Raw genomic sequence first — 22,458 nt, forward strand, 5'->3', positions numbered from 1 at the left:
CCTCAAATGCCACATAACTGGCGCAGCAACCGGGTGTCCAGATGCTGCTCCACCAGGTCCGCCAGGCGCTCGATATCGCGCTCGCGCAGCCCGTGGTAATCCACCTCCTGCACCTCCTGCAAACCGGCCCAGCGCAACAAGGCGCTGCACGCAGCGGGCGTTTCGAACAGGCCGTGCAGATAGGTGCCGAGGATCTGCCCGTCATCGCTACAGGCGCCATCACTGCGCCCGTCATCCAGGCGTACCGCCGGCTGCTCAAGGGCCGTGCCGCGGGTCACGCCCGCATGAATCTCATAACCGCTGACCGGCGCCTCTTCCAGCACCAGCCGGCCACGCACGTTGCGCAGTTGTTTTTCGGCTTCCAGGGTGGTGCTGAACGCCAGCAGGCCCAGCCCCTCACTGGAGCCCGCAGTGCCTTCCAGGCCGAGCGGATCGTGGACCTGCTCACCCAACATCTGCAGGCCGCCGCAGATCCCCAGGACCTTGCCGCCGTAGCGCAAGTGCCGGGCGATCGCACCGTCCCAGCCATTGGCGCGCAGGTAGGCCAAGTCGCTGCGCACGCTTTTCGAGCCGGGCAGGATGATAAGGTCGGCGGCAGGGATCGCCTGCCCCGGCCCGACAAACTGCAAATCCACCTGGGGATGCAGGCGCAAAGGGTCAAAGTCGGTGTGATTGCTGATGCGCGGCAATACCGGCACCACCACTTTGAGCACCTGCGCCGCCTTGTCGATCTGGCGCTGGTCGATGCCATCCTCGGCTTCCAGGTGCAGGTCCATCACATAGGGCAGCACGCCGACCACCGGTTTGCCGGTGCGCGCTTCAAGCCAATCGAGGCCCGGTTGCAGCAGCGCGATATCGCCGCGAAAGCGGTTGATGATAAAACCCTTGATCCGCGCCTGTTCCGACGGCGATAGCAACTCCAACGTGCCGACCAGATGGGCGAATACCCCGCCGCGATTGATATCGGCAATCAGCAGCACCGGGCAGTCCACCGCTTCGGCGAACCCCATGTTGGCGATGTCGTTGGCCCGCAGATTGATCTCGGCCGGCGAGCCCGCGCCTTCGACCATCACCACAGGGTAGGCCGCACTCAAGCGCGCATGGGAAGCCAGTACCGCCTGCATGGCGATGGCCTTGTAGTCGTGATAGGCCACGGCATTCATGCTGGTCACGGCATGGCCATGGATGATGACCTGGGAGCCGGTGTCGCTGTTGGGCTTGAGCAGCACCGGGTTCATATCGGTGTGCGGCGCCAGGTTGGCAGCCTGGGCCTGCACGGCCTGGGCACGGCCGATCTCGCCACCTTCTGCCGTGACGGCGCTGTTGAGCGCCATGTTCTGCGGTTTGAAGGGCACCACCGCCACGCCCTGGCGCACGACCCAGCGGCACAGTGCGGTCACCAGGGTGCTTTTGCCCGCATCGGAGGTGGTGCCTTGCACCATCAGGGTGGTCATGAGGCGTGTTTCCAGGCAGTCAGGGCTTGTTCAAGGCGCAGCCAATCAGCGTCGGTCCCGGGCAGGCCAAAACGCAGGCTGCTGTCGTGGACAAACAGGCGCAGCAAGATGCCGCGCTGGGCCATGAACTCATGCAACTGCTCAGCACGATCGGCGATCAGCCACTGGAACAGCGCACACCCGCCTTGCGGGCGCAGGCCATACTGGTCCAGCAGATTGAACAGACGCTGGCTGGCTTCCTCGCAGCGCTGGCGCTGCTGGGTGTGGCCGGCGCTGTCACGCAGGCAGACCTGGCCCAACTCCCGGGTCGGCCCGCTCACCGCCCATGGCCCGACCTGTTCGGCCAGCAGCTTGAGCAGCTTGCGCTCGGTCAGGACAAAGCCCAGGCGCACCCCGGCCAGGCCGAAAAACTTGCCGAAGGAGCGCAACACAATCAACCCCACTTGGTTAGCCTGGCTTGCCAGGCTCAAGTGCGGGGTGTTGTCCATAAAGGCTTCATCCACCACCAGCCAACCACCGCGCTGGGCCAGCCGCGCATGCCAATCCAGCAGGCGCTGGGGGGTAAGGCTCAGGCCGGTTGGGTTATTGGGATTGACCACCACCAACACGTCGAGGCTGTCGAGGAAGAAGTCGACTTCCTGCTCCAGCACCTCACGCACGATGTAACCGGCGCGGCGCCAGGCTTCGGCATGCTCGGCATAGCACGGCGACAATACGCCGACCTTGCCCGCTCGGCGCAGGCGCGGCAGCAGTTGGATCGCCGCCTGGGAGCCCGCCACCGGCAACACCTGGGCGGCGCCGTAGTAGTCGCAGGCGGCCTGTTCCAGGCCGTCATCGGTCTCTGGCAAGCGCGCCCAGGCCCGTAACGGGATGGGTGGGATTGGCCAGGGCCAGGGCGCGAGGCCACTGGACAGGTCCAACCAGTCCTCCTGGGCGATGCCGTACTGCATCGCGGCTTTGCGCAGCCGGCCACCATGTTCAAGCATAGAATTGTGCCCCCGCGCACAGGATCAATACCCACAACCACACGCCGCGCTGCACCAGTTGCCAGCCACGCTCGATGGAATCGGCATCGGCTGGAGGCCCTTCACCCAGGACTGGACGCTGGTGCAACTCACCGTGATAAATCGCTGCACCGCCCAACTCGACGCCCAGGGCGCCAGCACCGGCGGCCATCACCGGGCCGGCATTCGGGCTGTCCCAGGTCGGGCCCTGGCGGCGCCAGCATGTGAGCGCCAGGCGCGTCTTGCCGAGCACAGCGTAGGTCAACGCGACCAGGCGCGCGGGAATGTAATTGAGCAGATCGTCAATTTTTGCCGCCGCCCAGCCGAAGCGTTCAAAGCGTTCGTTGCGATAGCCCCACATGGCATCCAGGGTATTACTCAGGCGGTACAACACCACGCCCGGCACCCCGGCCACGACAAACCAGAACAGCGCGGCGAACACCGCGTCGCTGCCGTTTTCCAGCACCGACTCGGTGGCGGCACGCGCCACTTCAGTGCTGTCCAGTTCGCTGGTCTGGCGACTGACCAGGTAACTGACGCGCGTACGCGCCTCGTCCAGGTCCCCACTGCGCAGGGCCTGGGCCACCGGCAACACGTGCTCCCCCAGGCTGCGCATGCCAAGGGCCAGGTACAACGCGAGGATCTCGATCACCCAGCCGAAGTAAGGCGCCCAGGACAATGCCGTGGCCAGCAAGGTCAGCGGTATCACGGTGATAAACCACGCGGTCACGCCATGGCTGCGCCAGCCGCGACCTGCGGAGTTGAAACGCTGCTCGATGCGCCCGGCAAAATTGCCGAACGCCACCAGCGGATGCCAGCGCCTGGGCTCGCCCAGCAGCGCATCCAGCGCCACTGCCGCGACACTCAGCAAGGCCACACTCATTGACTCACTCCCCAATAATTCTCATACAGCATGTCACTCAACGGACGCGGTTCGGTCCAGCCTTCGAGTTGCAACATCGGTGCCGGGTAGAACTCCGTCACCGGGCCCAGGCACAGCACGGCCAGCGGCTTGGCGCCAGGCGGCAGGCCGAGCAGGTCGGCCAGGTCCCGGGGTTCGAACAACGACACCCAGCCCATGCCCAGGCCTTCGGCGCGGGAGGCCAGCCATAGATTCTGGATCGCGCAGGACAGCGAGGCCAGGTCCATTTCCGGCAACGTGCGCCGGCCGAAGATATGCCGCTCGCGATCATCCATCAACGCTGCCACCAACACTTCGGCGCAGTCGTTGATGCCTTCGACCTTGAGCTTCATAAAGTCGTCCGAGCGCTCGCCCAAGGCGGCCGCGGTGCGGGTGCGCTCGGCTTCCACCAACTGCTGGATCTGCCCACGCAGGTTCCGGTCGCTGATGCGGATAAAGCGCCAAGGCTGCATCAGGCCGACACTGGGGGCCTGGTGCGCGGCGTGCAGCAGGCGCTGGAGCAGTTCGGGGGCCACGGTGCCGCCGCTGAAGTGGCGCATGTCGCGGCGTTCGGCGATGGCGCGGTAGATGGCCTGGCGCTCGGCTGCGGGGAAGGCGTTGTCGGTCATGGCCCTATCGCGGGCAAGCCCGCTCCCACATTGGTTAGGTGGTGGTCATTGGATGGCTGTTGGACTCGGCCCCCTGTAGGAGCTGGCTTGCCGGCGATAGCGGCGTCCCGCTCGGGCGCAAACAGCGCAGCCACCGCAGCCGGGTTCGAGGGGAAATAAAAGTGCACATAGGAGGCCGTCATCCGCCCCTGGCGATACACCGCCTCGGCACCGCGCCCGCCATTGGGGCTCAGGCCACGGGCAATCGGCTGCCATTGCGTGCTGGTCAGGGAGTGATGATAGGTATGGCCGCGCAGCACGCCTTCCGGCAATTCCACCGTTTGCAGGGCCAGGGCCGCCAGGCGTTTCTGCATGACCGCATCGCCTTGCAACAGCCCCAGCAGTTCGGCGCGAGTGCCCTCGACATCGGTCAATGAGTCGAGCAAATAGAGCATGCCGCCACATTCGGCCAACAACGGCTTACCGGCAGCGTGATGGCCACGGATCGCCTGCAGCATCGCGGTGTTTTGCGACAACGCCTGATGATGCAGCTCGGGGTAACCACCGGGCAGATAGAGGCTATCGGCATCGGGCAACAGTTGGTCATGGATCGGCGAGAAGAAGCGCAACTCAGCGCCCATCGCCCGCAGCAAGTCGAGGCTCGCGCCATAGGTGAACGCGAAGGCTTCATCACGGGCCACGGCAATCCGCACCCCGGCCAGCAGTGGCTCGGCCTCGATCAGCTCGGGTGCGGCGAACTCCACCGGCGGTGGCAGCGCTACCTCGCAACTGCCGGCCAGGGCTTCGGCGGCCGCATCCAGACGCAGGTCCAGGTCGTTCAACTCGCTGGCCTGCACCAGGCCCAGGTGGCGGCTCGGCAGTTCGATCCCGGTTTCCCGGGACAGCGCGCCGTACCAACGCAGGCCTTCGGTCAGGCTGCCTTCAAGCAATTGCGCATGGCGCACGGTCCCGACGCGGTTGGCCAAGACCCCGGCGAACGGCAGGTCCGCCTGGTAACGCGCCAGCCCCAGCGCCAGGGCGCCAAAGGTCTGGGCCATGGCGGTGCCGTCGATCACCGCCAGTACCGGCACGCCAAAGTGGCGCGCCAGGTCGGCGCTGGAGGGGGTGCCGTCAAACAGCCCCATCACGCCCTCGATCAGGATCAGGTCCGCCTCCCCCGCGGCTTCCCACAACAAACGGCGACTTTCCTGCTCGCCCACCATCCACATGTCCAATTGATAGACCGGCGCGCCACTGGCGCGCTCATGGATCATCGGGTCGAGAAAGTCCGGACCGCATTTGAATACCCGGACCTTGCGCCCCAGGTTGCGGTGCAACCGGGCCAGGGCGGCGGTGACAGTGGTTTTGCCCTGGCCTGACGCCGGTGCGGCGATCAGTACGGCTGGGCAATGGCGCGGCTGATTCAAAGTTCGATGCCTTTCTGTGCCTTGATACCGGCCTGGAACGCGTGCTTGAGCATGCCCATTTCGGTCACGGTGTCGGCCATTTCAATCAGTTCTGGCTTGGCGCCACGACCGGTGACCAGCACATGCTGCATCGGTGGGCGAGCTTGCAGGTCGCTCAACACCTGGTCCAGGTCGAGATAGCCGTGCTTGAGCGCGATGTTCAGCTCATCCAGCACCACCAGGCCGATGGACGGGTCCTGCAACATTTCCCGGGAGACTTTCCAGGCCGCTTCGGCGGCAGCGATATCGCGCTGGCGGTCCTGGGTTTCCCAGGTGAAGCCCTCGCCCATCACATGAAACCGCACCTGCTCGGGGAAACGGCGGAAGAACAGTTCTTCACCGGTGCTGTTACGGCCCTTGATGAACTGCACTACGCCGCATTGCATGCCGTGCCCCATGGCGCGGGCCAGCATGCCAAACGCCGAACTGCTCTTGCCTTTGCCATTGCCGGTCAATACCAGCAGCAAACCGCATTCATTCGGTGAATTGGCAATGCGCTCATCAATCACCGCTTTTTTGCGCAGCATGCGCGCCAGGTGGCGTTCGTCACGATCAGGGGAATCAGTCATGGCAGCTCTCCGTTGGGGCTGGACAAAAACGGCGGGCAGGAAAAGACAATCTCTATGAAGCCAAGCATCGCCCACCGTGATGCTGTTGGATGAATCAGGCCGGTCTCCGGGCTCATGAGTGGCGCCCTGTTGACCAGGGCGGGCCGACGATGCGCCTTCCCATATCGCACGCGATACAGTGGCAAAAGCAGCGTCTTGACTCATTTACCGTTGCGGGGGCAGCGCCGGGATCGTGGCCGCACTGTAGAAAAGTGCGCGCCCTCACCGGCTTCCCTGTTTCACTCGATCGACGCGTACGCCACAGAGCACCTGAAACAAGCGGCGAAGGTTAGTGGGTTGGGGGTACAGCGTCAATTAAAGCCGGCCACGCACTTGAACCATCGCCACGGGCCGTACCTCTATGACTACAGGCATTGAGGAGAAAAACATGCACAAGACCCGACTCGCCGTACTGATCATGGCCGCAGGCGCACTCGCCGCCTGCGGGGAAAGCTCAACGTTGCAGGTGTCCGACGGCACCGGGCCTTCGCCCAAGCTGCCGGAACCGAACAAAACCCTGATCCCCACCGTCAACATCGCCCCGGCCGTTGGCTGGCCCGATGGCGCCAAGCCCCAGGCCGCCGCCGGTACCCAGGTCGGCGCCTTCGCCGAAGGCCTGGACCACCCGCGCTGGCTGTATGTATTGCCCAATGGCGATGTGCTGGTGGCCGAGACCAACGCGCCGCCCAAGCCGGATGACTCCAAGGGCATTCGCGGCTGGGTCATGGAAAAGGTCATGGGCCGCGCCGGCGCGGGTGTGCCCAGCCCGAACCGCATCACCCTGCTGCGCGATACCGACCATGATGGCGTGGCAGAAACCCGCACGGTCTTCCTGGAAAACCTCAACTCGCCCTTTGGCATGACCCTGGTGGGCAACGATCTGTATGTGGCTGATTCGGACAAGCTGCTGCGCTTCCCTTATCAACCGGGGGAAACCGCGATCAAGGCGCCAGGCACCAAGGTCGTCGACCTGCCGGGCGGCCCGCTGAACCACCACTGGACGAAAAACGTGGTGGCCAGCAAGGATGGCAGCAAGTTGTATGTGAGCGTGGGCTCTAACAGCAACGTCGGCGAAAACGGCCTGGAAGCCGAACAGGGCCGCGCTGCGATCTGGGAAGTCGATCGGGCCAGCGGCAAACAGCGGATTTTTGCCTCCGGCCTGCGCAACCCCAACGGCATGGCCTGGGAGCCGCAAAGCGGCAAGCTGTGGACGGCGGTCAACGAGCGCGATGAAATCGGCAGCGACCTGGTACCGGACTACATCACCTCGGTCAAGGATGGCGGCTTCTATGGCTGGCCGTTCAGCTATTACGGCCAACATGTGGATGTACGGGTCACGCCGCAGGACCCGGACCTGGTGGCCAAGGCCATCGCGCCGGACTATGCCGTCGGGCCGCACACTGCGTCCCTGGGCCTGACCTTCGCAGAAGGCAACACGCTACCGGCACAATTTAGCCATGGCGCGTTTATCGGCCAGCATGGCTCGTGGAATCGCAAGCCGCACAGTGGCTACAAGGTGATCTTTGTGCCGTTCGAAGGCGGCAAGCCGAAGGGGCAACCGGTGGATGTGCTGACCGGGTTTCTCAACAGTGATGAGAAAGCCATGGGGCGGCCGGTGGGTGTGGTGATCGACCAGCAAGGCGGGTTGTTGGTGGCGGATGATGTGGGGAATAAGGTGTGGCGGGTGTCGGCTGCTAAATAGCAGGACGCGACAACACCACAAAACCAATGTGGGAGCGGGCTTGTGTGGGAGCGGGCTTGCTCGCGAAAGCGATAGATCAGCCCGTGCATCTCTAACTGACTCACCGCTATCGCGAGCAAGCCCGCTCCCACATTTTTGATCGGTGCAGGTCTTAAGGGTTACGCGCCAGGTGCTCGGCCGGCAACACGCGCTTGGCGCTCAGGTAGGCATTCTGCCAATAGGCCTTGGACAAGGTATCAAGCTTCACTGTACCGCCAGTTTGTGGCGCATGGACGAAGCGCCCTTCCCCCACATAGATGCCGGCATGGCTGACCTGCGAACCACCGCCCGTGGCAAAAAACAGCAGGTCGCCGGTTTGCAGCGCATCTTCACGCACGTCCTGGGCACGCATCACGATCAACTCGCGAGTGGTGCGCGGCAGCGAGATGCCAGCAGCATCGCGGTAGACAAAACCAATCAGGCCGCTGCAATCAAACCCCGAGTCCGGCGTGTTGCCGCCCCAGCGATAAGGCGTGCCAACCAGGCCCAAGGCGCGAAACAGCACATCTTCGGCAACCGGCGAAAAGTTCTGGGTGGTGTAGTTGAATACCGGCTTGGGCTTGACGGCCACAGGCGCAGGTGGAAGACGGCTGGCGCAGGCACTGAGCAGCGCGGCGCAGACAAGAAGAATTAGGCGGGCCGAGGTCGACATGGGCAGAACAATCCTGATCTGGATGCGGCTTTCGCTGCCGAACGCTGAAAACTAGACCGCGCAAGCAAGCTTGCGCGGTCAGGTTCGCAACAATATCTCAGGATTCTAGCGGTTACGCGTCAAACTTCAAGTATCACTTTAAGTTTACTTGCGAGCGGTAACGGTAGTCGGGGCCATCGCCAGTGCGCGCTTGGCTTCGATGAAGGTTTTGCTCCAGTAGCTGTCGCCCAGCTTATCGACCCGCACCCCACCGCTGCGGCGGCTGCTGGAGTGGATGAACTGGTCATCACCGAGGTAGATACCGGCGTGGCTGACACGACCACGGCCATTGGTACTGAAGAAAAGCAGATCGCCAGGCTTGAGGTTGTTCCGTGCGACCAACGGTGCATCCACGTTGATCATTTCGCGGGTGGAGCGCGGCAGGTTCATGCCGGCCTCTTCACGAAACAGATAACCGATAAAACCGCTGCAGTCGAAACCGGCTTCGGAAGTACCGCCGAAACGGTAGCGGGTACCGATCAGGGACATGCCGCGTTCGAGGATGCTGTCGGCCAGCAGTGGCAACTGATAAGGCTTGCTGTCGGCGAACTGGGCCAGTTCTTTTTCGGTCGCCACCTCTTCTTCATAAACAGAAGAAGACTGTGTTGCGACGAATTTGGCTTGATGTTGTTGCTGTGGCTTTTGCTGCTCGACCACCTGCTGGGGGTGGGTGGCGCAACCAAACAACAGGGTAACGAGTGCGAGAGGCACGAGGGGTGCGAAGCGATTTAGCATGGGCACGACCGTGGCTGATATGTAAAGAAGTCGAGACTATGCCTTCTATGACATCGATTTGCAAATTCAATCGTGATCTATGTGACTTCTTGTTTGACCTATGTCATCTAAGCCCTTAAACCCCATTTAGAGCCTTTTGCGTGGCCAGAGCGGCCCAAACGCAGGTTTTCTGGCGCCTGAATTTTGCCAAAAGCCCCGGTTTCAAAGGGCTGGCTACCAGCCGAGGGTCTCTTTGAGAAAGGGGATGGTGAGCTTGCGCTGGGCCTGCAGGGAGGCTTGGTCGAGCTGTTCGAGCAGGTCGAACAACGCGCTCATGCTGCGGGTGCCACGGGTAAGGATGAAATGCCCGACTTCATCAGTCAGGTGCAGGCCACGGCGCGATGCGCGCAGTTGCAAGGCACGCAGCTTGTCTTCATCGGACAACGGACGCATCTGGAAGATCAGCGCCAGGGTCAGCCGCGACTTCAGGTCCGCCAGCTTGACCGGCAGTTCCCGAGGCGAGGTTGACGCGGCAATCAACAGGCGCCGACCGCTGTCGCGCAGGCGGTTGAACAGATGGAACAGCGCCTCTTCCCAGTCCGCCCTGCCGGCGACCGCTTGCAGGTCATCCAGGCACACCAGTTCGTATTGCTCGAGGTTGTCGAGGATGCCGATGCCACGGTCCAGCAATTCGGCCAACGGCAGGTACACCGCCGGTTCACCCAACTGCTCAAAGCGCAGGCAGGCTGCCTGCAACAGGTGGGTACGCCCCACGCCGTCCTTGCCCCATAGGTAGATCAGGCTTTCCGTCCACCCGGCGTCGGCTTCGCAGAGCCGCTCGACATAGCCGAGTGCAGCGGCATTGGCGCCTGGGTAGTAATTGATGAAGGTAGCGTCGTCACGCAGACGCACACCTAGGGGCAGCTGAATCGGTTTCATGCTGACTGAACGGCTCCAATCGAACCGTTAGTGGCCTCTGTGAAAAGTTTGCAAAGTTTATACCCGTGACGCCGGGCGCACAATGCAACAGACCACAAGCAAAATCAAAGGTTTGCGTTAACTCATTGGATTTTTTGGAGATTGTTTGACGCGATGGCTAAATGCCAAGCCCTGAAGACAACAAACCCGGCCTTGCGCCGGGTTTGTGATCTGCCTTACAACTGAGGGTCATCCGCGCCCGTGTACACGTCCGAATCCTTGTAAACATCATGCACATGGCGCACCAGCACCATGATCACCGCCGCCACCGGCAGCGCCAGCAGGATGCCGGTAAAGCCGAACAACTCGCCGCCCGCCAGGATCGCAAAGATCACGGCCACCGGGTGCAGGCCGATACGGTCGCCCACCAGCAACGGTGTCAACACCATGCCTTCCAGCGCCTGACCGACCATGAACACCGCGACAATCCCCAGCATCGGGTACAAGTCGCCGCCAAACTGGAACAGACCGGCCACCAGCGCCGCGCCAATCCCGATGACAAAGCCCATGTACGGCACAATCGCCGCCAGGCCGGCAATCATGCCGATCAACAGGCCGAGTTCCAGGCCAATCGCCATTAGCCCGCCAGCATAGATGATCCCCAACGCCACCATCACCAACAACTGCCCGCGAACGAAGGCACCCAGCACCTCGTGGCACTCCCCGGCCAGGGACACGATGCGCTCCTCACGATCACGGGGCAGCAGGCTGCGGATCTTGGCGATCATGATGTCCCAGTCGCGCAGCAGGTAGAACGCCACCACCGGGATCAACACCAGGTTGGTCAGCCAGCCGATCAAGGCCAGGCTGGAGGCCGTGGCCTGGCTGAGGATTACCCCGACAATATCGGTGGTCTGGCCCATGTGCTCGCTGATCGCGGCCTTGACCTTGTCGAACTTCCAGAAGCCATCGGCCAGGCCCAGCTTGGACTGCGCCCAGGGCATGGCTGTGTGTTGCAGCCAGTCGAGCATCTGCGGTGCCAGCTCATACAGGCGGACCAGCTGCTTGGCCAGCATCGGCACCAGCACCAGCAACAGCGCCATGACGATCAGGGTGAACAGCGCAAATACCGCCACCACCCCCCAGGTTCGCGACAAGCCGGCCTTTTCCAGGCGATCCACCACCGGATCGAACAGATAGGCCAACAGCAACGCGACCAGGAACGGCGTCAGGATCGAATGCAGCAAGAACACAAAGACGCACAGCAGGACAATCCCGCCAAGCCACACCCAACGACGCGTATCCGCCATAAACCACTCCATCTGTCATTTGCTTCTATATAAGGAAGAACATTTACCAACGAAAACGCAGTTGCGGCTCAGGCTCGGCTGGCGGCAGCGGCGCAGGTGCAGCCCCCTCGGCCACGGGCGGCTGTACAGGCTGCGGCGCAAGTGCCTCACCGGCGGGCACTTCCTGCAACTTGGCCAGGCTCAACTGGCTGCGCAGTTGCTCGCTGCTGCCATTGACCCGATAGACGATCCGATCGCCATCCACCCGCTGCAACTGCGCGCCAAAAGGTTCCAGCAGATGACCGAGGGCGGCGTAGCGTTCCAGGGTCATGCCTTGCACTTGCAGCAACTGCTCGCTGGACACCCCGGCTTTTACCGCAAAACGGGGAGCAAGGCGCTCACTGACCGCCAGCAACACGGCATCAGCCAAGGCAGCCGTGTCGGCGCCCTGTACGCTGCCCTGCTCGGCTTTGTCACCCAGCCACAGGCGCCATTTGGCTTGCCATTGGCCCGCCTCTTCACGGGCGTGCACCGCCAGCAGGGCATCGGCGCCATAACGTTCGGAGGCCGAACGCAGGGGCGCGGGATCTGCACTTTCAAGATTAGGCGCGGTGGCAACGATCTGCTCATCGAGGTCACCCAATGGCAGGCGCAACGGCAAGCCGCGATGCTGGGCTGCACGGCGCAGTGGCTCGGCCGCCGACTGGCCATCACCCACCAGGCTGCTGCCTTCAGTGGAATCGTTCAGCCACCAGCCAAGGATCGACGGCCGATTGTTGCCCCACAACGCCAGGCCGGCATCGCGCAGGGCGCGGTCGGTGCTGACCGGGTCGAAATCCACTTGCAGGCTTTCCGGGGGGCCCGCGTCGTAGCCGTACTGGCTGATGATCTGTTGCGGATCCTTGCGGATCGCTGCCAGGCCAGGACCCTCGGCGGCCTTGGCGTCGCCGGTCAGGCGGATCACCAGGGTCTGCAGGGCACGCTGGGTGGCTTGTTCACGCTCTTGCGGCGCCTGGCTGCTGACAGGCTCCAGCACTTGATAGAGGCCATTGAGGGTTTCGGCATGACTCGCCAGGCTGACCAACGACAAACAGCCGACAAAAAAGTATCTACTCAGACCCATGAAAAAAGATTCCCGAACGACAAAAAAGCGGCTGGAACAGACCGCGTGAAGAAGGTTAAGCAAGGCTGTGACCACAGCGACCGGCAAAACATTCACAAGGCCCCGGTAAGTTTTCGTACTGTCATAACGATAGCGGGTTAAAGGCTATACCTTAATACAGGCGATCGCGGCGCCGAATAAGGTTTTTTTAGCACCATATGCCTCTGCCCGTCGGCCCGAGGATGGCCGCTGCCCCTCAAGCCTGATAAAATCGCGCGCCTTCGCAGACCGTCAACGGCTGGGCGTCCTGAAGTGTTCAACTTCCGTACCCCCACCGCATCGGTCGTTACCCCTGAATCCCCCCCTAAAGGCCTGGATCATGAGCAAGCAACCCTCCCTGAGCTACAAGGACGCCGGTGTAGACATCGACGCCGGTGAAGCATTGGTCGAACGCATCAAGAGCGTCGCCAAGCGCACTGCGCGCCCCGAAGTCATGGGCGGCCTGGGCGGTTTCGGCGCCCTCTGCGAGATCCCGGCCGGCTACAAGCAGCCTGTGCTGGTCTCCGGCACCGACGGCGTGGGCACCAAGCTGCGCCTGGCGCTGAACCTGAACAAGCACGACACCATCGGCATCGACCTGGTAGCCATGTGCGTCAACGACCTGGTGGTATGTGGCGCCGAGCCGCTGTTCTTCCTCGACTACTACGCCACCGGCAAGCTGAACGTGGAGACCGCTGCACAAGTGGTCACCGGTATCGGCGCTGGCTGTGAGCTGTCGGGTTGCTCCCTGGTCGGCGGCGAAACCGCTGAAATGCCGGGCATGTACGAAGGCGAAGACTACGACCTGGCCGGCTTCTGCGTCGGCGTTGTAGAAAAAGCCGAGATCATCGACGGTTCCAAGGTGGCCGCTGGCGACGCCCTGCTGGCCCTGCCATCGTCCGGCCCGCACTCCAACGGCTACTCGCTGATCCGCAAGATCATCGAAGTGTCCGGCGCCGACATCGAAAACACCCAACTCGACGGCAAGCCCTTGACCGACCTGCTGATGGCCCCGACCCGCATCTACGTCAAGCCATTGCTCAAGCTGATCAAGGACACTGGCGCCGTCAAGGCCATGGCCCACATCACCGGTGGCGGCCTGCTGGACAACATCCCGCGCGTGCTGCCAAAAGGCGCCCAGGCCATCGTCGACGTGGCCAGCTGGCAGCGCCCGGCGGTCTTCGACTGGCTGCAAGAGCAAGGCAACGTCAATGAAACCGAGATGCACCGCGTGCTGAACTGCGGCGTGGGCATGGTCATCTGCGTGGCTCAAGAACACGTGGAAACTGCGCTGAACGTACTGCGTGAAGCCGGCGAGCAGCCATGGGTGATCGGCCAGATCGCCACCGCTGCCGAAGGTGCTGCCCAGGTTGAACTGAAGAACCTCAAGGCTCACTGATGCCAGCAACCTGTGATGTCGTGGTGCTGCTTTCCGGCACCGGCAGTAACTTGCAGGCCCTGATCGATAGCACGCGCGCCGGCGACAGCCCGGTGCGCATCGCTGCGGTGATTTCCAACCGCAGCGACGCCTACGGCCTGCAACGCGCCCAGGACGCGGGTATCGATACCCGCTCCCTGGATCACAAGGCGTTCGACGGTCGCGAGGCCTTCGATGCAGCCTTGATCGAACTGATCGACGCCTTCAATCCCAAGCTCGTGGTCCTCGCCGGTTTCATGCGCATTCTCAGCGCTGACTTCGTGCGCCACTACCAGGGGCGCCTGCTGAATATCCACCCTTCCCTGCTGCCCAAATACAAAGGGTTACATACCCACCAACGGGCCCTTGAGGCCGGAGATACAGAGCACGGCTGCAGCGTGCACTTTGTCACCGAGGAACTCGATGGCGGGCCTCTGGTCGTACAGGCAGTAGTTCCGGTAGAGTCTGCGGACTCGGCGCAGAGCCTTGCGCAACGGGTTCACACCCAGGAACACAGGATTTACCCGCTGGCGGTTCGCTGGTTTGCCGAAGGACGCTTGGTGCTCGGTGAACAAGGCGCGTTGTTGGACGGCCAGTTACTTGCGGCCAGCGGCCACTTGATTCGTACCTAGGAGATTTTATGCGTCGTGCCCTGCTCTTCGCTTTTGCTCTGCTTGCCCTGCCTACCGTGCACGCGGCAGATCTACAGCCTTTCTCCGCCAGCTACACCGCCGACTGGAAGCAGTTGCCCATGAGCGGCCAGGCCTCCCGCAGCCTGGAAAGCACCGGTAACGGCGTCTGGAAGCTCAGCTTCAAGGCCTCGATGATGATCGCCAGCCTGACGGAACAAAGCACCCTGACCCTGGACAAGGACACCCTGCTGCCGCAGTCCTACCACTTTGAACGTGGTGGCCTGGGCAAAGCCAAGAAGGCCGACCTGGACTTCGACTGGACCGCCAAGATGGTCACCGGTACCGATCGCGGGGACGCGGTCAAGATCCCACTGAACCGCGGTATGGTCGATAAATCCACCTACCAGTTGGCCCTGCAGCATGACGTAGCGGCCGGCAAGAAAACCATGAGTTACCAGGTAGTGGATGACGGCGAAGTCGAGACCTATGACTTCCGCGTACTGGGCACCGAGAAAGTCGACACCAAGGCCGGCAAGATCGACGCCATCAAGGTTGAGCGCGTGCGCGATCCGACGCAAAGCAAGCGCACCACGGTGATGTGGTTTGCCAAGGATTGGGACTACCTGCTGGTTCGCCTGCAACAAGTCGAAACCGACGGTAAGGAATACAACATCATGCTGTTGGACGGTACGGTCAATGGCAAGGCTGTGAAAGGCAGCTGATCGTTGATTGATTGAAAGAGCCCCGCTAACTGCGGGGCTTTTTTTCGCCTGCATTTTTTCATGGATGGCTGATACCGCTATCGCCGGCAAGCCGGCGTCTACAGGTCTAAACAGCCTAACCAACATGAAACTTTTGTCATAAACCGCCCCCTCCTGCGACGCAATGTCGCGGTTTACGGGGCCTGGAGCATTGTTGCGGCTACTGCAATGAATTGTTGCACGCAAAGTCAGTTTACTTAGCAAGCTAACAAAATATATAACAAAGGCCTGCGACGCCTTGCCGCAGATCAACCAGAGACTGGAGCAAGCAGATGACAGTAAAAGTAACTGAACGCGACGATGCCCATATGTCCCACGAGGCCCTGGCCCACGGCATTCATATCTGGGATGTGCATCAACAAGACCTGCTGGTAGGCATGTTTCACAACGAGTGCGACGCCCACAATTATAAAAACGAGCTCGAAACCCTCGAGATGAAACGCCAGGCATCCAGCTCCTGACTCACTGGAGTGCTATGGGCCGCTCCGTGGCTATGACCACGGAGGTGGAAGTGATTGTGGCGAGCGGGCTTGTTGTGGCAGGCGGGCTTGTTGTGGCGAGCGGGCTTGCCCCGCGCTGGACTGCGAAGCAGGCCCAATAAGGCCGGCCGCGATCTTTAAGTTACAACGGTGAGCTTACGTTTTGGGGCCGCTTCGCAGCCCAGCGCGGGGCAAGCCCGCTCGCCACAACAAGCCCGCCTGCCACAACAAGCCCGCCTGCCACAATAGCCCCGCTTACAACCGCAAGGTTGTTACCACATCAGATCATCAGGGATCTGGTACGCGGCGTATGGATCGTCCTCATCCGGCACCTGGGTCTCGGTGAGGATGTTGAGCTGGACGATGCGTTCAGGCGCGCGCTCCTGGATTTTCAGGGCGGCCTCCCGTGGAATCACTTCGTAACTACCGCCATGGTGGACAATCGCCAACGAGCCGTTGCTCAGCTTGTTGCGCATCAAGGTGTTGACCGACAGGCGCTTGACCTTCTTGTCGTCAACAAAGTTGTAGTAGTCCTCGGTGGTCAACTTGGGCAGGCGCGAGGTCTCGATCAATTGCTTGACCTGCGCGGCACGGGCCTTGGCCTCGACCTTTTCCTGCTGCTGACGGTTGAGCTCCTGGTCGCGCTTGACCTTCTCGGCCTGCGCTTCCAGGGCCAGGCGCTGCTGGGTGTCATCGGCCTGGGCCTGGCCTTTGTGAACCAGGCGCTGCTGCTTCTGCTTGTCTTTGCCGACCTGCTTGGCCTGCTTCTGATTGACCAGGCCTGCTTTGAGCAACTGGTCGCGAAGGGAAATGCTCATGGTGCTTACTCACTTAGGCAACTGCTCAACCGCAGTTGGACACATTCTTTTCCTGGTGTTTGGCTTCACCCCACAGGGCGTCCAACTCTTCGAGGGTGCAATCTTCCATGGGACGGTGGGTGTCGCGCAATGCCTGTTCGATAAATCGGAATCGCCTTTCGAATTTGGCATTGGCACCGCGCAGGGCGGTTTCCGGGTCCACCTTGAGGTGCCGGGCCAGGTTGACCGCCGCAAACAGCAGGTCACCGACTTCATCGGCAATCGCTGCCGGGTCGTTGTCGGCCATGGCTTCGAGCACCTCATCGAGCTCTTCACGCACGTTATCCACCACCGGTAACGCCGCTGGCCAGTCAAAGCCTACCCGGCTCGCGCGTTTTTGCAATTTGGCCGCACGGGACAGTGACGGCAAGGCGCTGGGCACGTCATCGAGCAGGGACAGTTGCTCGGGGGCGTCAGACTTTTCTGCGCGCTCCTGCGCCTTGATGGCTTCCCAGCGCTCCTTGACCTGTTCTTCACTTAACTGAGGGATATCCAGCGGCGCATACAGGTCGCCGGTGGGGAACACATGGGGATGCCGGCGAATCAGCTTGCGGGTGATGCTGTCGACCACCCCGGCGAACTCGAAGCGCCCTTCTTCCCGGGCCAATTGGCTGTAATACACCACCTGGAACAACAGGTCGCCCAACTCGCCTTGCAGATGATCAAAATCCCCGCGCTCGATGGCGTCGGCGACTTCGTAGGCTTCTTCCAGGGTATGGGGCACGATGCTGGCGTAGGTTTGCTTGATGTCCCACGGGCAACCATATTGCGGGTCGCGCAGGCGGTTCATCAGGTGCAGCAGGTCTTCAAGTGAATACATCGGTCAATCTCTGTTCGGGGAGCGCTGAGGATCAAATGTAGGAGCGGGCTTGCTCGCGATGGCGTTGTGTCAGTCGCCGAATATATTGACTGATCCACCGCTTTCGCGAGCAAGCCCGCTCCCACATTTTAGACCGCGCTCATCCAGCGAATTATGGCGTGCGGTTACGCCGCGTCTCGATGATGTTCGGCAACTGGGAGATACGCCCCAGCAACCGCCCCAACGCGTCCAGCCCCGGAATCTCGATGGTCAGGGACATCAGTGCAGTGTTGTCCTCTTTGTTCGAGCGGGTATTGACTGCCAGTACGTTGATCCGCTCATTGAGCAGCACTTGCGAAACGTCCCGCAGCAGACCCGAGCGGTCGTAGGCACGGATGATGATGTCCACCGGGTAGGTGAGCACCGGCACCGGCCCCCAACTGACCTGGATGATCCGCTCCGGCTCACGCCCGCCCAACTGCAGCACCGAGGCGCAGTCCTGGCGGTGAATGCTCACCCCACGGCCCTGGGTGATGTAGCCGACGATGGCATCGCCCGGCAACGGCTGGCAGCAGCCGGCCATCTGGGTCATCAGGTTGCCTACGCCCTGGATCTGGATATCGCCGCGCTTGCCCGGCTTGTAGCCGGTGGCCTTGCGTGGGATCAGTTCCAGTTGCTCGCTGCCACGCTCCGGTTCCACCAGTTGCTGGGCCAGGTTGACCAACTGCGCCAGGCGCAGGTCGCCGGCACCGAGGGCAGCGAACATGTCTTCGGCAATCTTCATGTTGGCCTTTTCGGCCAACTTGTCGAAATCCACCTGGGGCAGGCCCAGGCGCCCCAGTTCGCGCTCGAGCAAGGTCTTGCCGGCGGCGACGTTCTGGTCCCGCGCCTGCAGCTTGAACCAGTGGACAATCTTCGCCCGCGCACGCGACGTGGTGATGTAGCCCAGGTTCGGGTTCAGCCAGTCGCGGCTCGGCGTACCGTGCTTGCTGGTGATGATCTCGACCTGCTCACCGGTCTGCAGGCTGTAGTTGAGCGGCACGATGCGCCCGTTGATCTTGGCGCCACGGCAGTTGTGGCCGATCTCGGTGTGCACGCGGTAGGCAAAGTCCAGCGGCGTCGCCCCCTTGGGCAAGTCGATGGCGTGGCCGTCGGGGGTGAAGATGTAGACCCGGTCGGGCTCGATATCCACCCGCAGTTGCTCGGCCAGGCCACCGATATCCCCCAGTTCTTCGTGCCATTCCAGCACTTGGCGCAGCCAGGAGATTTTCTCTTCGTACTGGTTGGAGCCCGACTTGACGTCGGTACCCTTGTAGCGCCAGTGCGCGCACACGCCCAACTCTGCCTCTTCGTGCATGGCGTGGGTACGGATCTGCACTTCCAGCACCTTGCCCTCAGGGCCGATCACCGCCGTGTGCAGCGAGCGGTAGCCGTTCTCCTTGGGGTTGGCGATGTAGTCGTCGAACTCTTTGGGAATGTGCCGCCACAGCGTATGGACGATACCCAGCGCGGTGTAGCAGTCGCGCATTTCAGGCACCAGCACACGCACGGCGCGCACGTCGTAGATCTGGCTGAAGGCCAGGCCCTTGCGCTGCATTTTGCGCCAGATCGAATAGATGTGCTTTGCCCGGCCGCTGATATCGGCTTCGACACCGGTAGCCTGCAATTCCGAGCGCAACTGGCCCATCACATCGCTGATGAAACGCTCACGATCCAACCGCCGCTCATGCAGCAGGGTCGCGATCTGTTTGTATTGATCGGGCTCCAGGTAGCGGAAGGACAAGTCCTCCAGCTCCCACTTGATATGGCCGATGCCCAGGCGGTGAGCCAGGGGCGCGTAGATATCGAAGACCTCACGGGCAACCCGGTTACGCTTTTCGTCATCGGCGGTTTTCACCGCACGGATCGCGCAGGTGCGCTCGGCCAGCTTGATCAGCGCGACGCGTACGTCGTCGACCATCGCCACCAGCATCTTGCGCAGGTTTTCCACCTGGCCCTGGGTGCCGAGCACCATCGACTGGCGCGGGCTGAGGCTGGCGCTGATCGCAGCCATACGCAACACGCCATCGATCAGTTTGGCCACCACCGCGCCGAAACGCTGGCTGACCAGCGGCAACGCAATATGCCCTTCGCGCACACCGCGATAGAGCACCGCGGCGATCAGCGAATCCTGGTCCAGCTTGAGGTCGGCGAGGATCTCGGCGATTTCAAGCCCGGTACGAAAACTGGATGTTCCTTCGGCCCAGAGGTTCTTGGCCGCATTGTCTTGCTGTTCTGCCTCGCGAGCGAACTCGCAGGCGGCTTTCAAGGCTTCACGGTCCAGTGCCGGATCGACACTGATGGCATGATCCAGCCATGCCTCGAGATTGATACTGCCGTCGGTGTTGATCGGCTGGTGTGCTCTCACCTGTACCATCTTGCTTACCTTCCCTACGACGCGCCTGTAGCGCGTCAAAATCGCTGACCCTTGTAACGCGAACTCCCTGGCAGGTCACAGGCCCTGGAGAACGCAGGCCAGTCGGACTAAGCGAGCATCCTAGCTCGCTTCAAATAACGCCATCGCCTCGACATGCGCAGTTTGCGGAAACATATCGAGGATCCCGGCACGTTTTAGCCGGTAGCCTTGCTTGACCAACTCGACAGTGTCCCGCGCCAGCGTGGCTGGATTGCAGGACACATACACCAGGCGATCAGCCCCCAGAGTGGCGAGCTTGCGCACAACCTCCAGGGCACCATCGCGGGGTGGGTCCAAGAGTACCGCAGAAAAGCCTGCTTTGGCCCACTGCGCATCACTCAAAGGCTGGGACAAATCGGCCTGAAAAAACTGCACATTATGCAAATTGTTGCTTGCGGCATTCAGCGCCGCGCGGTCCACCATGGCCTGCACGCCCTCTACCGCCACCACTTCACGCACTTGGCGCGCCAGAGGCAGGGCAAAGTTGCCAAGGCCGCAGAACAGGTCCAGCACCCGTTCGTCGGAACGTGGTGCCAGCCAATCCAGCGCCTGGGCAACCATCGCTTCGTTGACCCCGGCGTTGACCTGTACAAAATCCCCAGGCCGGTAAGCCAGGTCCAAGTCCCACTGCTGCAGACGATAGCCCAGGCCCGCCCCGGCCGCGAACGGCTGCGGCTCGCCCTCTCCATGCAGCCACAACTGGGCATCATGGAAGGCACAGAATTCTTGCAGCACCACCAGGTCGGCATCCGACAGCGGCGCCATATGCCGCAGCAACACGGCAATCGACGAGCCACTGAACAACTCCACATGCCCCAGGGCCTGAGGTTTGCTCAGGCGCCGCAACATGTTGGGCAGGCGTTGCATGATCGGTTGCAAGGCCTGTACCAGCACCGGGCAATCATCGATGGCCACGATGTCCTGGCTGGCCACGGCGCGAAAGCCAACGTCCAGGCGCTTGGCCTTGACGTCATAGCGCACGGCCACTCGGGCCCGGCGGCGATAGCCGAACTCGGGCCCGCTCAACGGCGCAGCCCATTCCTGGGGCTCGACCCCGGCAACACGGGACAATTGCTCGGCGAGCATGCGCTGTTTCAGGGCAAGCTGTTCGTCATGGGGCAAGTGTTGCAGGCTGCAACCGCCACAACGGCCGGCATGGGCGCACGGCGCCGGGCGACGCAGTTCGCTGGCCTTGAACACCCGTTCGGTGCGGGCCTCGACCACTTTGCCATGGGCACCCAGCACCCGCGCCTCGACCTCTTCGCCGGCCAGCGCACCCACTACAAACCAGGTGCGGCCCTCGAAAAACACGATACCCCGGCCATCGTTGGCCAGGCGTTCGATGGTCAGGCGCTGTTTTTTACCGACCGGGATTTGTGGCGCCCGATTACCGCCCGTTGGCTGGAAACGCAGGCCTCGCTCTTGCTTGGCCATCAGTTGGGCGCGTCGAAAATGCCGGTCGACAGGTAACGGTCGCCTCGGTCACAGATGATCGCGACGATCACCGCGTTTTCCAGTTCTGCAGACAAGCGCAACATGCCGGCCACAGCGCCACCCGAGGACACACCGCAGAAGATGCCTTCTTCACGGGCCAGGCGACGGGTGGTGTCTTCGGCTTCACGCTGGGCCATGTCGATGATGCGATCGACGCGGGCGGCGTTGTAGATCTTTGGCAGATACTCTTCGGGCCAGCGGCGGATGCCAGGGATCGCCGCGCCTTCCATCGGTTGCAGGCCAACGATCTGGATCGCCGGGTTCTGCTCCTTGAGGTAGCGCGAGTTGCCCATGATGGTGCCGGTGGTGCCCATGGAGCTGACGAAATGGGTGATGGTGCCCTGGGTCTGGCGCCAGATTTCCGGGCCGGTGCTGGCGTAGTGCGCTTCCGGGTTGTCACCGTTGGCGAACTGGTCCAGGACCTGGCCACGGCCTTCGGCGGCCATGCGCTCGGCGAGATCGCGCGCGCCTTCCATGCCTTCTTCCGGGGTGACCAGCAACAGCTCGGCACCATAGGCGGTCATCGCCGCCTTGCGCTCGGCGCTGCCGTTGTCGGGCATGATCAGGATCATCTTGTAGCCCTTGATCGCCGCGGCCATGGCCAGGGCAATCCCGGTATTGCCGGAGGTGGCTTCGATCAGGGTGTCGCCGGGCTTGATCTGCCCACGCAACTCGGCGCGGGTGATCATCGACAACGCCGGGCGGTCCTTGACCGAGCCTGCCGGGTTATTACCCTCGAGCTTGAGCAGCAAGGTATTGCTGGTGTTACCCGCCATGCGCTGCAAGCGGACCAGGGGGGTGTTGCCGACGCAATCGGCGATGGTTGGGTACTGCAAGGTCATGGCGTATTCGCAATCCAGACTGCGGGGGCGCCTATCATACCGGCAAACGCTGGCGGGCCATATCACGCAAAGTGTGGTGCTTATAACTCAATGAACTAAAGCCAGGGCTGTTGTGGAGAGGGGACTGTTGTGGCGAGGGGGCTTGTCCCCCGCTGGGCTGCGCAGCAGCCCCAAAACATGCCACTTC

Annotated in this window: 21 protein-coding genes and 1 riboswitch; of the genes, 5 read left to right on the forward strand and 16 right to left on the reverse strand. The window is 62.2% G+C overall.

The window, feature by feature from the left end; genetic code table 11:
• Window positions 1–2: 2 nt before the first annotated feature.
• Genes FIV38_RS11545 through cobO form a run of 6 tightly spaced genes read right to left on the reverse strand, consistent with a single transcriptional unit; the run spans window position 3 to window position 6,002 of the window.
• Window positions 3–1,454: a cobyric acid synthase gene (locus FIV38_RS11545; RefSeq protein WP_092234470.1), complete on the reverse strand. Its 1,452-nt coding sequence runs from the start codon at window positions 1,452–1,454 to the stop codon at window positions 3–5.
• The gene (cobD, locus tag FIV38_RS11550; RefSeq protein WP_029292411.1) at window positions 1,451–2,440 is read right to left on the reverse strand and encodes a threonine-phosphate decarboxylase CobD; all 990 of its coding nucleotides are present in this window, start codon (window positions 2,438–2,440) and stop codon (window positions 1,451–1,453) included. Before cobD ends, FIV38_RS11545 begins: the two co-directional genes overlap by 4 nt.
• Window positions 2,433–3,341, reverse strand: a complete 909-nt coding sequence (gene cbiB / locus FIV38_RS11555; protein WP_070995886.1) for an adenosylcobinamide-phosphate synthase CbiB — start codon at window positions 3,339–3,341, stop codon at window positions 2,433–2,435. The genes cobD and cbiB overlap by 8 nt, the downstream gene beginning before the upstream one ends.
• A complete protein-coding gene (gene bluB, locus FIV38_RS11560; RefSeq protein WP_029292409.1) occupies window positions 3,338–3,988 on the reverse strand; it encodes a 5,6-dimethylbenzimidazole synthase in 651 nt (216 codons plus the stop codon). Before bluB ends, cbiB begins: the two co-directional genes overlap by 4 nt.
• A complete protein-coding gene (locus FIV38_RS11565) occupies window positions 3,985–5,394 on the reverse strand; it encodes a cobyrinic acid a,c-diamide synthase CobB (protein ID WP_092234467.1) in 1,410 nt (469 codons plus the stop codon). The genes bluB and FIV38_RS11565 overlap by 4 nt, the downstream gene beginning before the upstream one ends.
• Window positions 5,391–6,002, reverse strand: a complete 612-nt coding sequence (cobO, locus tag FIV38_RS11570) for a cob(I)yrinic acid a,c-diamide adenosyltransferase (RefSeq protein ID WP_092234464.1) — start codon at window positions 6,000–6,002, stop codon at window positions 5,391–5,393. The genes FIV38_RS11565 and cobO overlap by 4 nt, the downstream gene beginning before the upstream one ends.
• Window positions 6,003–6,082: 80 nt before the next feature.
• A riboswitch (cobalamin riboswitch) is annotated at window positions 6,083–6,330 on the reverse strand.
• A 99-nt stretch (window positions 6,331–6,429) separates the two neighbouring features.
• Between cobO and FIV38_RS11575 the strand changes: the two genes are divergently transcribed.
• Complete coding sequence (locus tag FIV38_RS11575; protein ID WP_092234460.1) at window positions 6,430–7,743, forward strand: PQQ-dependent sugar dehydrogenase; 1,314 nt, start codon at window positions 6,430–6,432, stop codon at window positions 7,741–7,743.
• A gap of 151 nt (window positions 7,744–7,894) precedes the next feature.
• On the opposite strand, the gene FIV38_RS11580 is transcribed toward FIV38_RS11575, so the two are convergent.
• The 5 genes from FIV38_RS11580 to FIV38_RS11600 form a co-directional block, all read right to left on the reverse strand.
• Window positions 7,895–8,434: a C40 family peptidase gene (locus FIV38_RS11580; protein ID WP_092234458.1), complete on the reverse strand. Its 540-nt coding sequence runs from the start codon at window positions 8,432–8,434 to the stop codon at window positions 7,895–7,897.
• 144 nt (window positions 8,435–8,578) lie between these two features.
• The gene (locus FIV38_RS11585) at window positions 8,579–9,208 is read right to left on the reverse strand and encodes a C40 family peptidase (RefSeq protein ID WP_029292404.1); all 630 of its coding nucleotides are present in this window, start codon (window positions 9,206–9,208) and stop codon (window positions 8,579–8,581) included.
• Between the two features lie 213 nt (window positions 9,209–9,421).
• Complete coding sequence (gene hda, locus FIV38_RS11590; RefSeq protein ID WP_029292403.1) at window positions 9,422–10,126, reverse strand: DnaA regulatory inactivator Hda; 705 nt, start codon at window positions 10,124–10,126, stop codon at window positions 9,422–9,424.
• 215 nt (window positions 10,127–10,341) lie between these two features.
• A complete protein-coding gene (locus FIV38_RS11595; protein WP_029292402.1) occupies window positions 10,342–11,415 on the reverse strand; it encodes an AI-2E family transporter in 1,074 nt (357 codons plus the stop codon).
• Window positions 11,416–11,458: 43 nt separating this feature from the next.
• Window positions 11,459–12,517: a DUF2066 domain-containing protein gene (locus tag FIV38_RS11600; protein ID WP_029292401.1), complete on the reverse strand. Its 1,059-nt coding sequence runs from the start codon at window positions 12,515–12,517 to the stop codon at window positions 11,459–11,461.
• Window positions 12,518–12,875: 358 nt separating this feature from the next.
• Here FIV38_RS11600 and purM point away from each other — a divergent pair, with 358 nt between their 5' ends.
• The 4 genes from purM (at window position 12,876) to FIV38_RS11620 (ending at window position 15,806) form a co-directional block, all read left to right on the forward strand.
• Window positions 12,876–13,934 carry a phosphoribosylformylglycinamidine cyclo-ligase gene (gene purM, locus FIV38_RS11605; protein WP_029292400.1) on the forward strand — a complete coding sequence of 353 codons (1,059 nt, stop codon included), beginning with the start codon at window positions 12,876–12,878 and terminating at the stop codon, window positions 13,932–13,934.
• Entirely contained in the window at window positions 13,934–14,584 is a 651-nt protein-coding gene (gene purN, locus FIV38_RS11610) for a phosphoribosylglycinamide formyltransferase (RefSeq protein ID WP_070995892.1), read from the forward strand. Before purM ends, purN begins: the two co-directional genes overlap by 1 nt.
• Before the next feature lie 8 nt (window positions 14,585–14,592).
• Window positions 14,593–15,306: a DUF3108 domain-containing protein gene (locus FIV38_RS11615; RefSeq protein ID WP_092234455.1), complete on the forward strand. Its 714-nt coding sequence runs from the start codon at window positions 14,593–14,595 to the stop codon at window positions 15,304–15,306.
• A 311-nt stretch (window positions 15,307–15,617) separates the two neighbouring features.
• Complete coding sequence (locus FIV38_RS11620; protein ID WP_029292397.1) at window positions 15,618–15,806, forward strand: hypothetical protein; 189 nt, start codon at window positions 15,618–15,620, stop codon at window positions 15,804–15,806.
• Window positions 15,807–16,096: 290 nt separating this feature from the next.
• Here the strand turns inward: FIV38_RS11620 and FIV38_RS11625 are convergent, their stop codons facing one another.
• The 5 genes from FIV38_RS11625 to cysM form a co-directional block, all read right to left on the reverse strand.
• The gene (locus FIV38_RS11625) at window positions 16,097–16,642 is read right to left on the reverse strand and encodes a DUF2058 domain-containing protein (RefSeq protein WP_070995894.1); all 546 of its coding nucleotides are present in this window, start codon (window positions 16,640–16,642) and stop codon (window positions 16,097–16,099) included.
• Window positions 16,643–16,667: 25 nt separating this feature from the next.
• Entirely contained in the window at window positions 16,668–17,501 is an 834-nt protein-coding gene (gene mazG, locus FIV38_RS11630) for a nucleoside triphosphate pyrophosphohydrolase (protein WP_092234452.1), read from the reverse strand.
• A gap of 151 nt (window positions 17,502–17,652) precedes the next feature.
• Window positions 17,653–19,896, reverse strand: coding sequence for a GTP diphosphokinase (relA, locus tag FIV38_RS11635; RefSeq protein WP_029292394.1), 2,244 nt, complete (start codon window positions 19,894–19,896; stop codon window positions 17,653–17,655).
• 120 nt (window positions 19,897–20,016) lie between these two features.
• Complete coding sequence (rlmD, locus tag FIV38_RS11640; protein ID WP_029292393.1) at window positions 20,017–21,369, reverse strand: 23S rRNA (uracil(1939)-C(5))-methyltransferase RlmD; 1,353 nt, start codon at window positions 21,367–21,369, stop codon at window positions 20,017–20,019.
• Complete coding sequence (cysM, locus tag FIV38_RS11645) at window positions 21,369–22,271, reverse strand: cysteine synthase CysM (RefSeq protein ID WP_029292392.1); 903 nt, start codon at window positions 22,269–22,271, stop codon at window positions 21,369–21,371. Before cysM ends, rlmD begins: the two co-directional genes overlap by 1 nt.
• Window positions 22,272–22,458 lie beyond the last annotated feature (187 nt).

Origin of the sequence: Pseudomonas proteolytica (genome assembly GCF_007858275.1) — a bacterium.
Taxonomy (GTDB): domain Bacteria; phylum Pseudomonadota; class Gammaproteobacteria; order Pseudomonadales; family Pseudomonadaceae; genus Aquipseudomonas; species Aquipseudomonas proteolytica.

Coding starts and splice junctions, on each gene's coding strand:
- FIV38_RS11545 (WP_092234470.1), bottom strand. CDS start 1,454: ATGACCACCCTGATGGTGCAAGGCACCACCTCCGATGCGGGCAAAAGC.
- cobD (WP_029292411.1), bottom strand. CDS start 2,440: ATGCTTGAACATGGTGGCCGGCTGCGCAAAGCCGCGATGCAGTACGGC.
- cbiB (WP_070995886.1), bottom strand. CDS start 3,341: ATGAGTGTGGCCTTGCTGAGTGTCGCGGCAGTGGCGCTGGATGCGCTG.
- bluB (WP_029292409.1), bottom strand. CDS start 3,988: ATGACCGACAACGCCTTCCCCGCAGCCGAGCGCCAGGCCATCTACCGC.
- cobO (WP_092234464.1), bottom strand. CDS start 6,002: ATGACTGATTCCCCTGATCGTGACGAACGCCACCTGGCGCGCATGCTG.
- FIV38_RS11575 (WP_092234460.1), top strand. CDS start 6,430: ATGCACAAGACCCGACTCGCCGTACTGATCATGGCCGCAGGCGCACTC.
- FIV38_RS11580 (WP_092234458.1), bottom strand. CDS start 8,434: ATGTCGACCTCGGCCCGCCTAATTCTTCTTGTCTGCGCCGCGCTGCTC.
- FIV38_RS11585 (WP_029292404.1), bottom strand. CDS start 9,208: ATGCTAAATCGCTTCGCACCCCTCGTGCCTCTCGCACTCGTTACCCTG.
- hda (WP_029292403.1), bottom strand. CDS start 10,126: ATGAAACCGATTCAGCTGCCCCTAGGTGTGCGTCTGCGTGACGACGCT.
- FIV38_RS11595 (WP_029292402.1), bottom strand. CDS start 11,415: ATGGCGGATACGCGTCGTTGGGTGTGGCTTGGCGGGATTGTCCTGCTG.
- FIV38_RS11600 (WP_029292401.1), bottom strand. CDS start 12,517: ATGGGTCTGAGTAGATACTTTTTTGTCGGCTGTTTGTCGTTGGTCAGC.
- purM (WP_029292400.1), top strand. CDS start 12,876: ATGAGCAAGCAACCCTCCCTGAGCTACAAGGACGCCGGTGTAGACATC.
- purN (WP_070995892.1), top strand. CDS start 13,934: ATGCCAGCAACCTGTGATGTCGTGGTGCTGCTTTCCGGCACCGGCAGT.
- FIV38_RS11615 (WP_092234455.1), top strand. CDS start 14,593: ATGCGTCGTGCCCTGCTCTTCGCTTTTGCTCTGCTTGCCCTGCCTACC.
- FIV38_RS11620 (WP_029292397.1), top strand. CDS start 15,618: ATGACAGTAAAAGTAACTGAACGCGACGATGCCCATATGTCCCACGAG.
- FIV38_RS11625 (WP_070995894.1), bottom strand. CDS start 16,642: ATGAGCATTTCCCTTCGCGACCAGTTGCTCAAAGCAGGCCTGGTCAAT.
- mazG (WP_092234452.1), bottom strand. CDS start 17,501: ATGTATTCACTTGAAGACCTGCTGCACCTGATGAACCGCCTGCGCGAC.
- relA (WP_029292394.1), bottom strand. CDS start 19,896: ATGGTACAGGTGAGAGCACACCAGCCGATCAACACCGACGGCAGTATC.
- rlmD (WP_029292393.1), bottom strand. CDS start 21,369: ATGGCCAAGCAAGAGCGAGGCCTGCGTTTCCAGCCAACGGGCGGTAAT.
- cysM (WP_029292392.1), bottom strand. CDS start 22,271: ATGACCTTGCAGTACCCAACCATCGCCGATTGCGTCGGCAACACCCCC.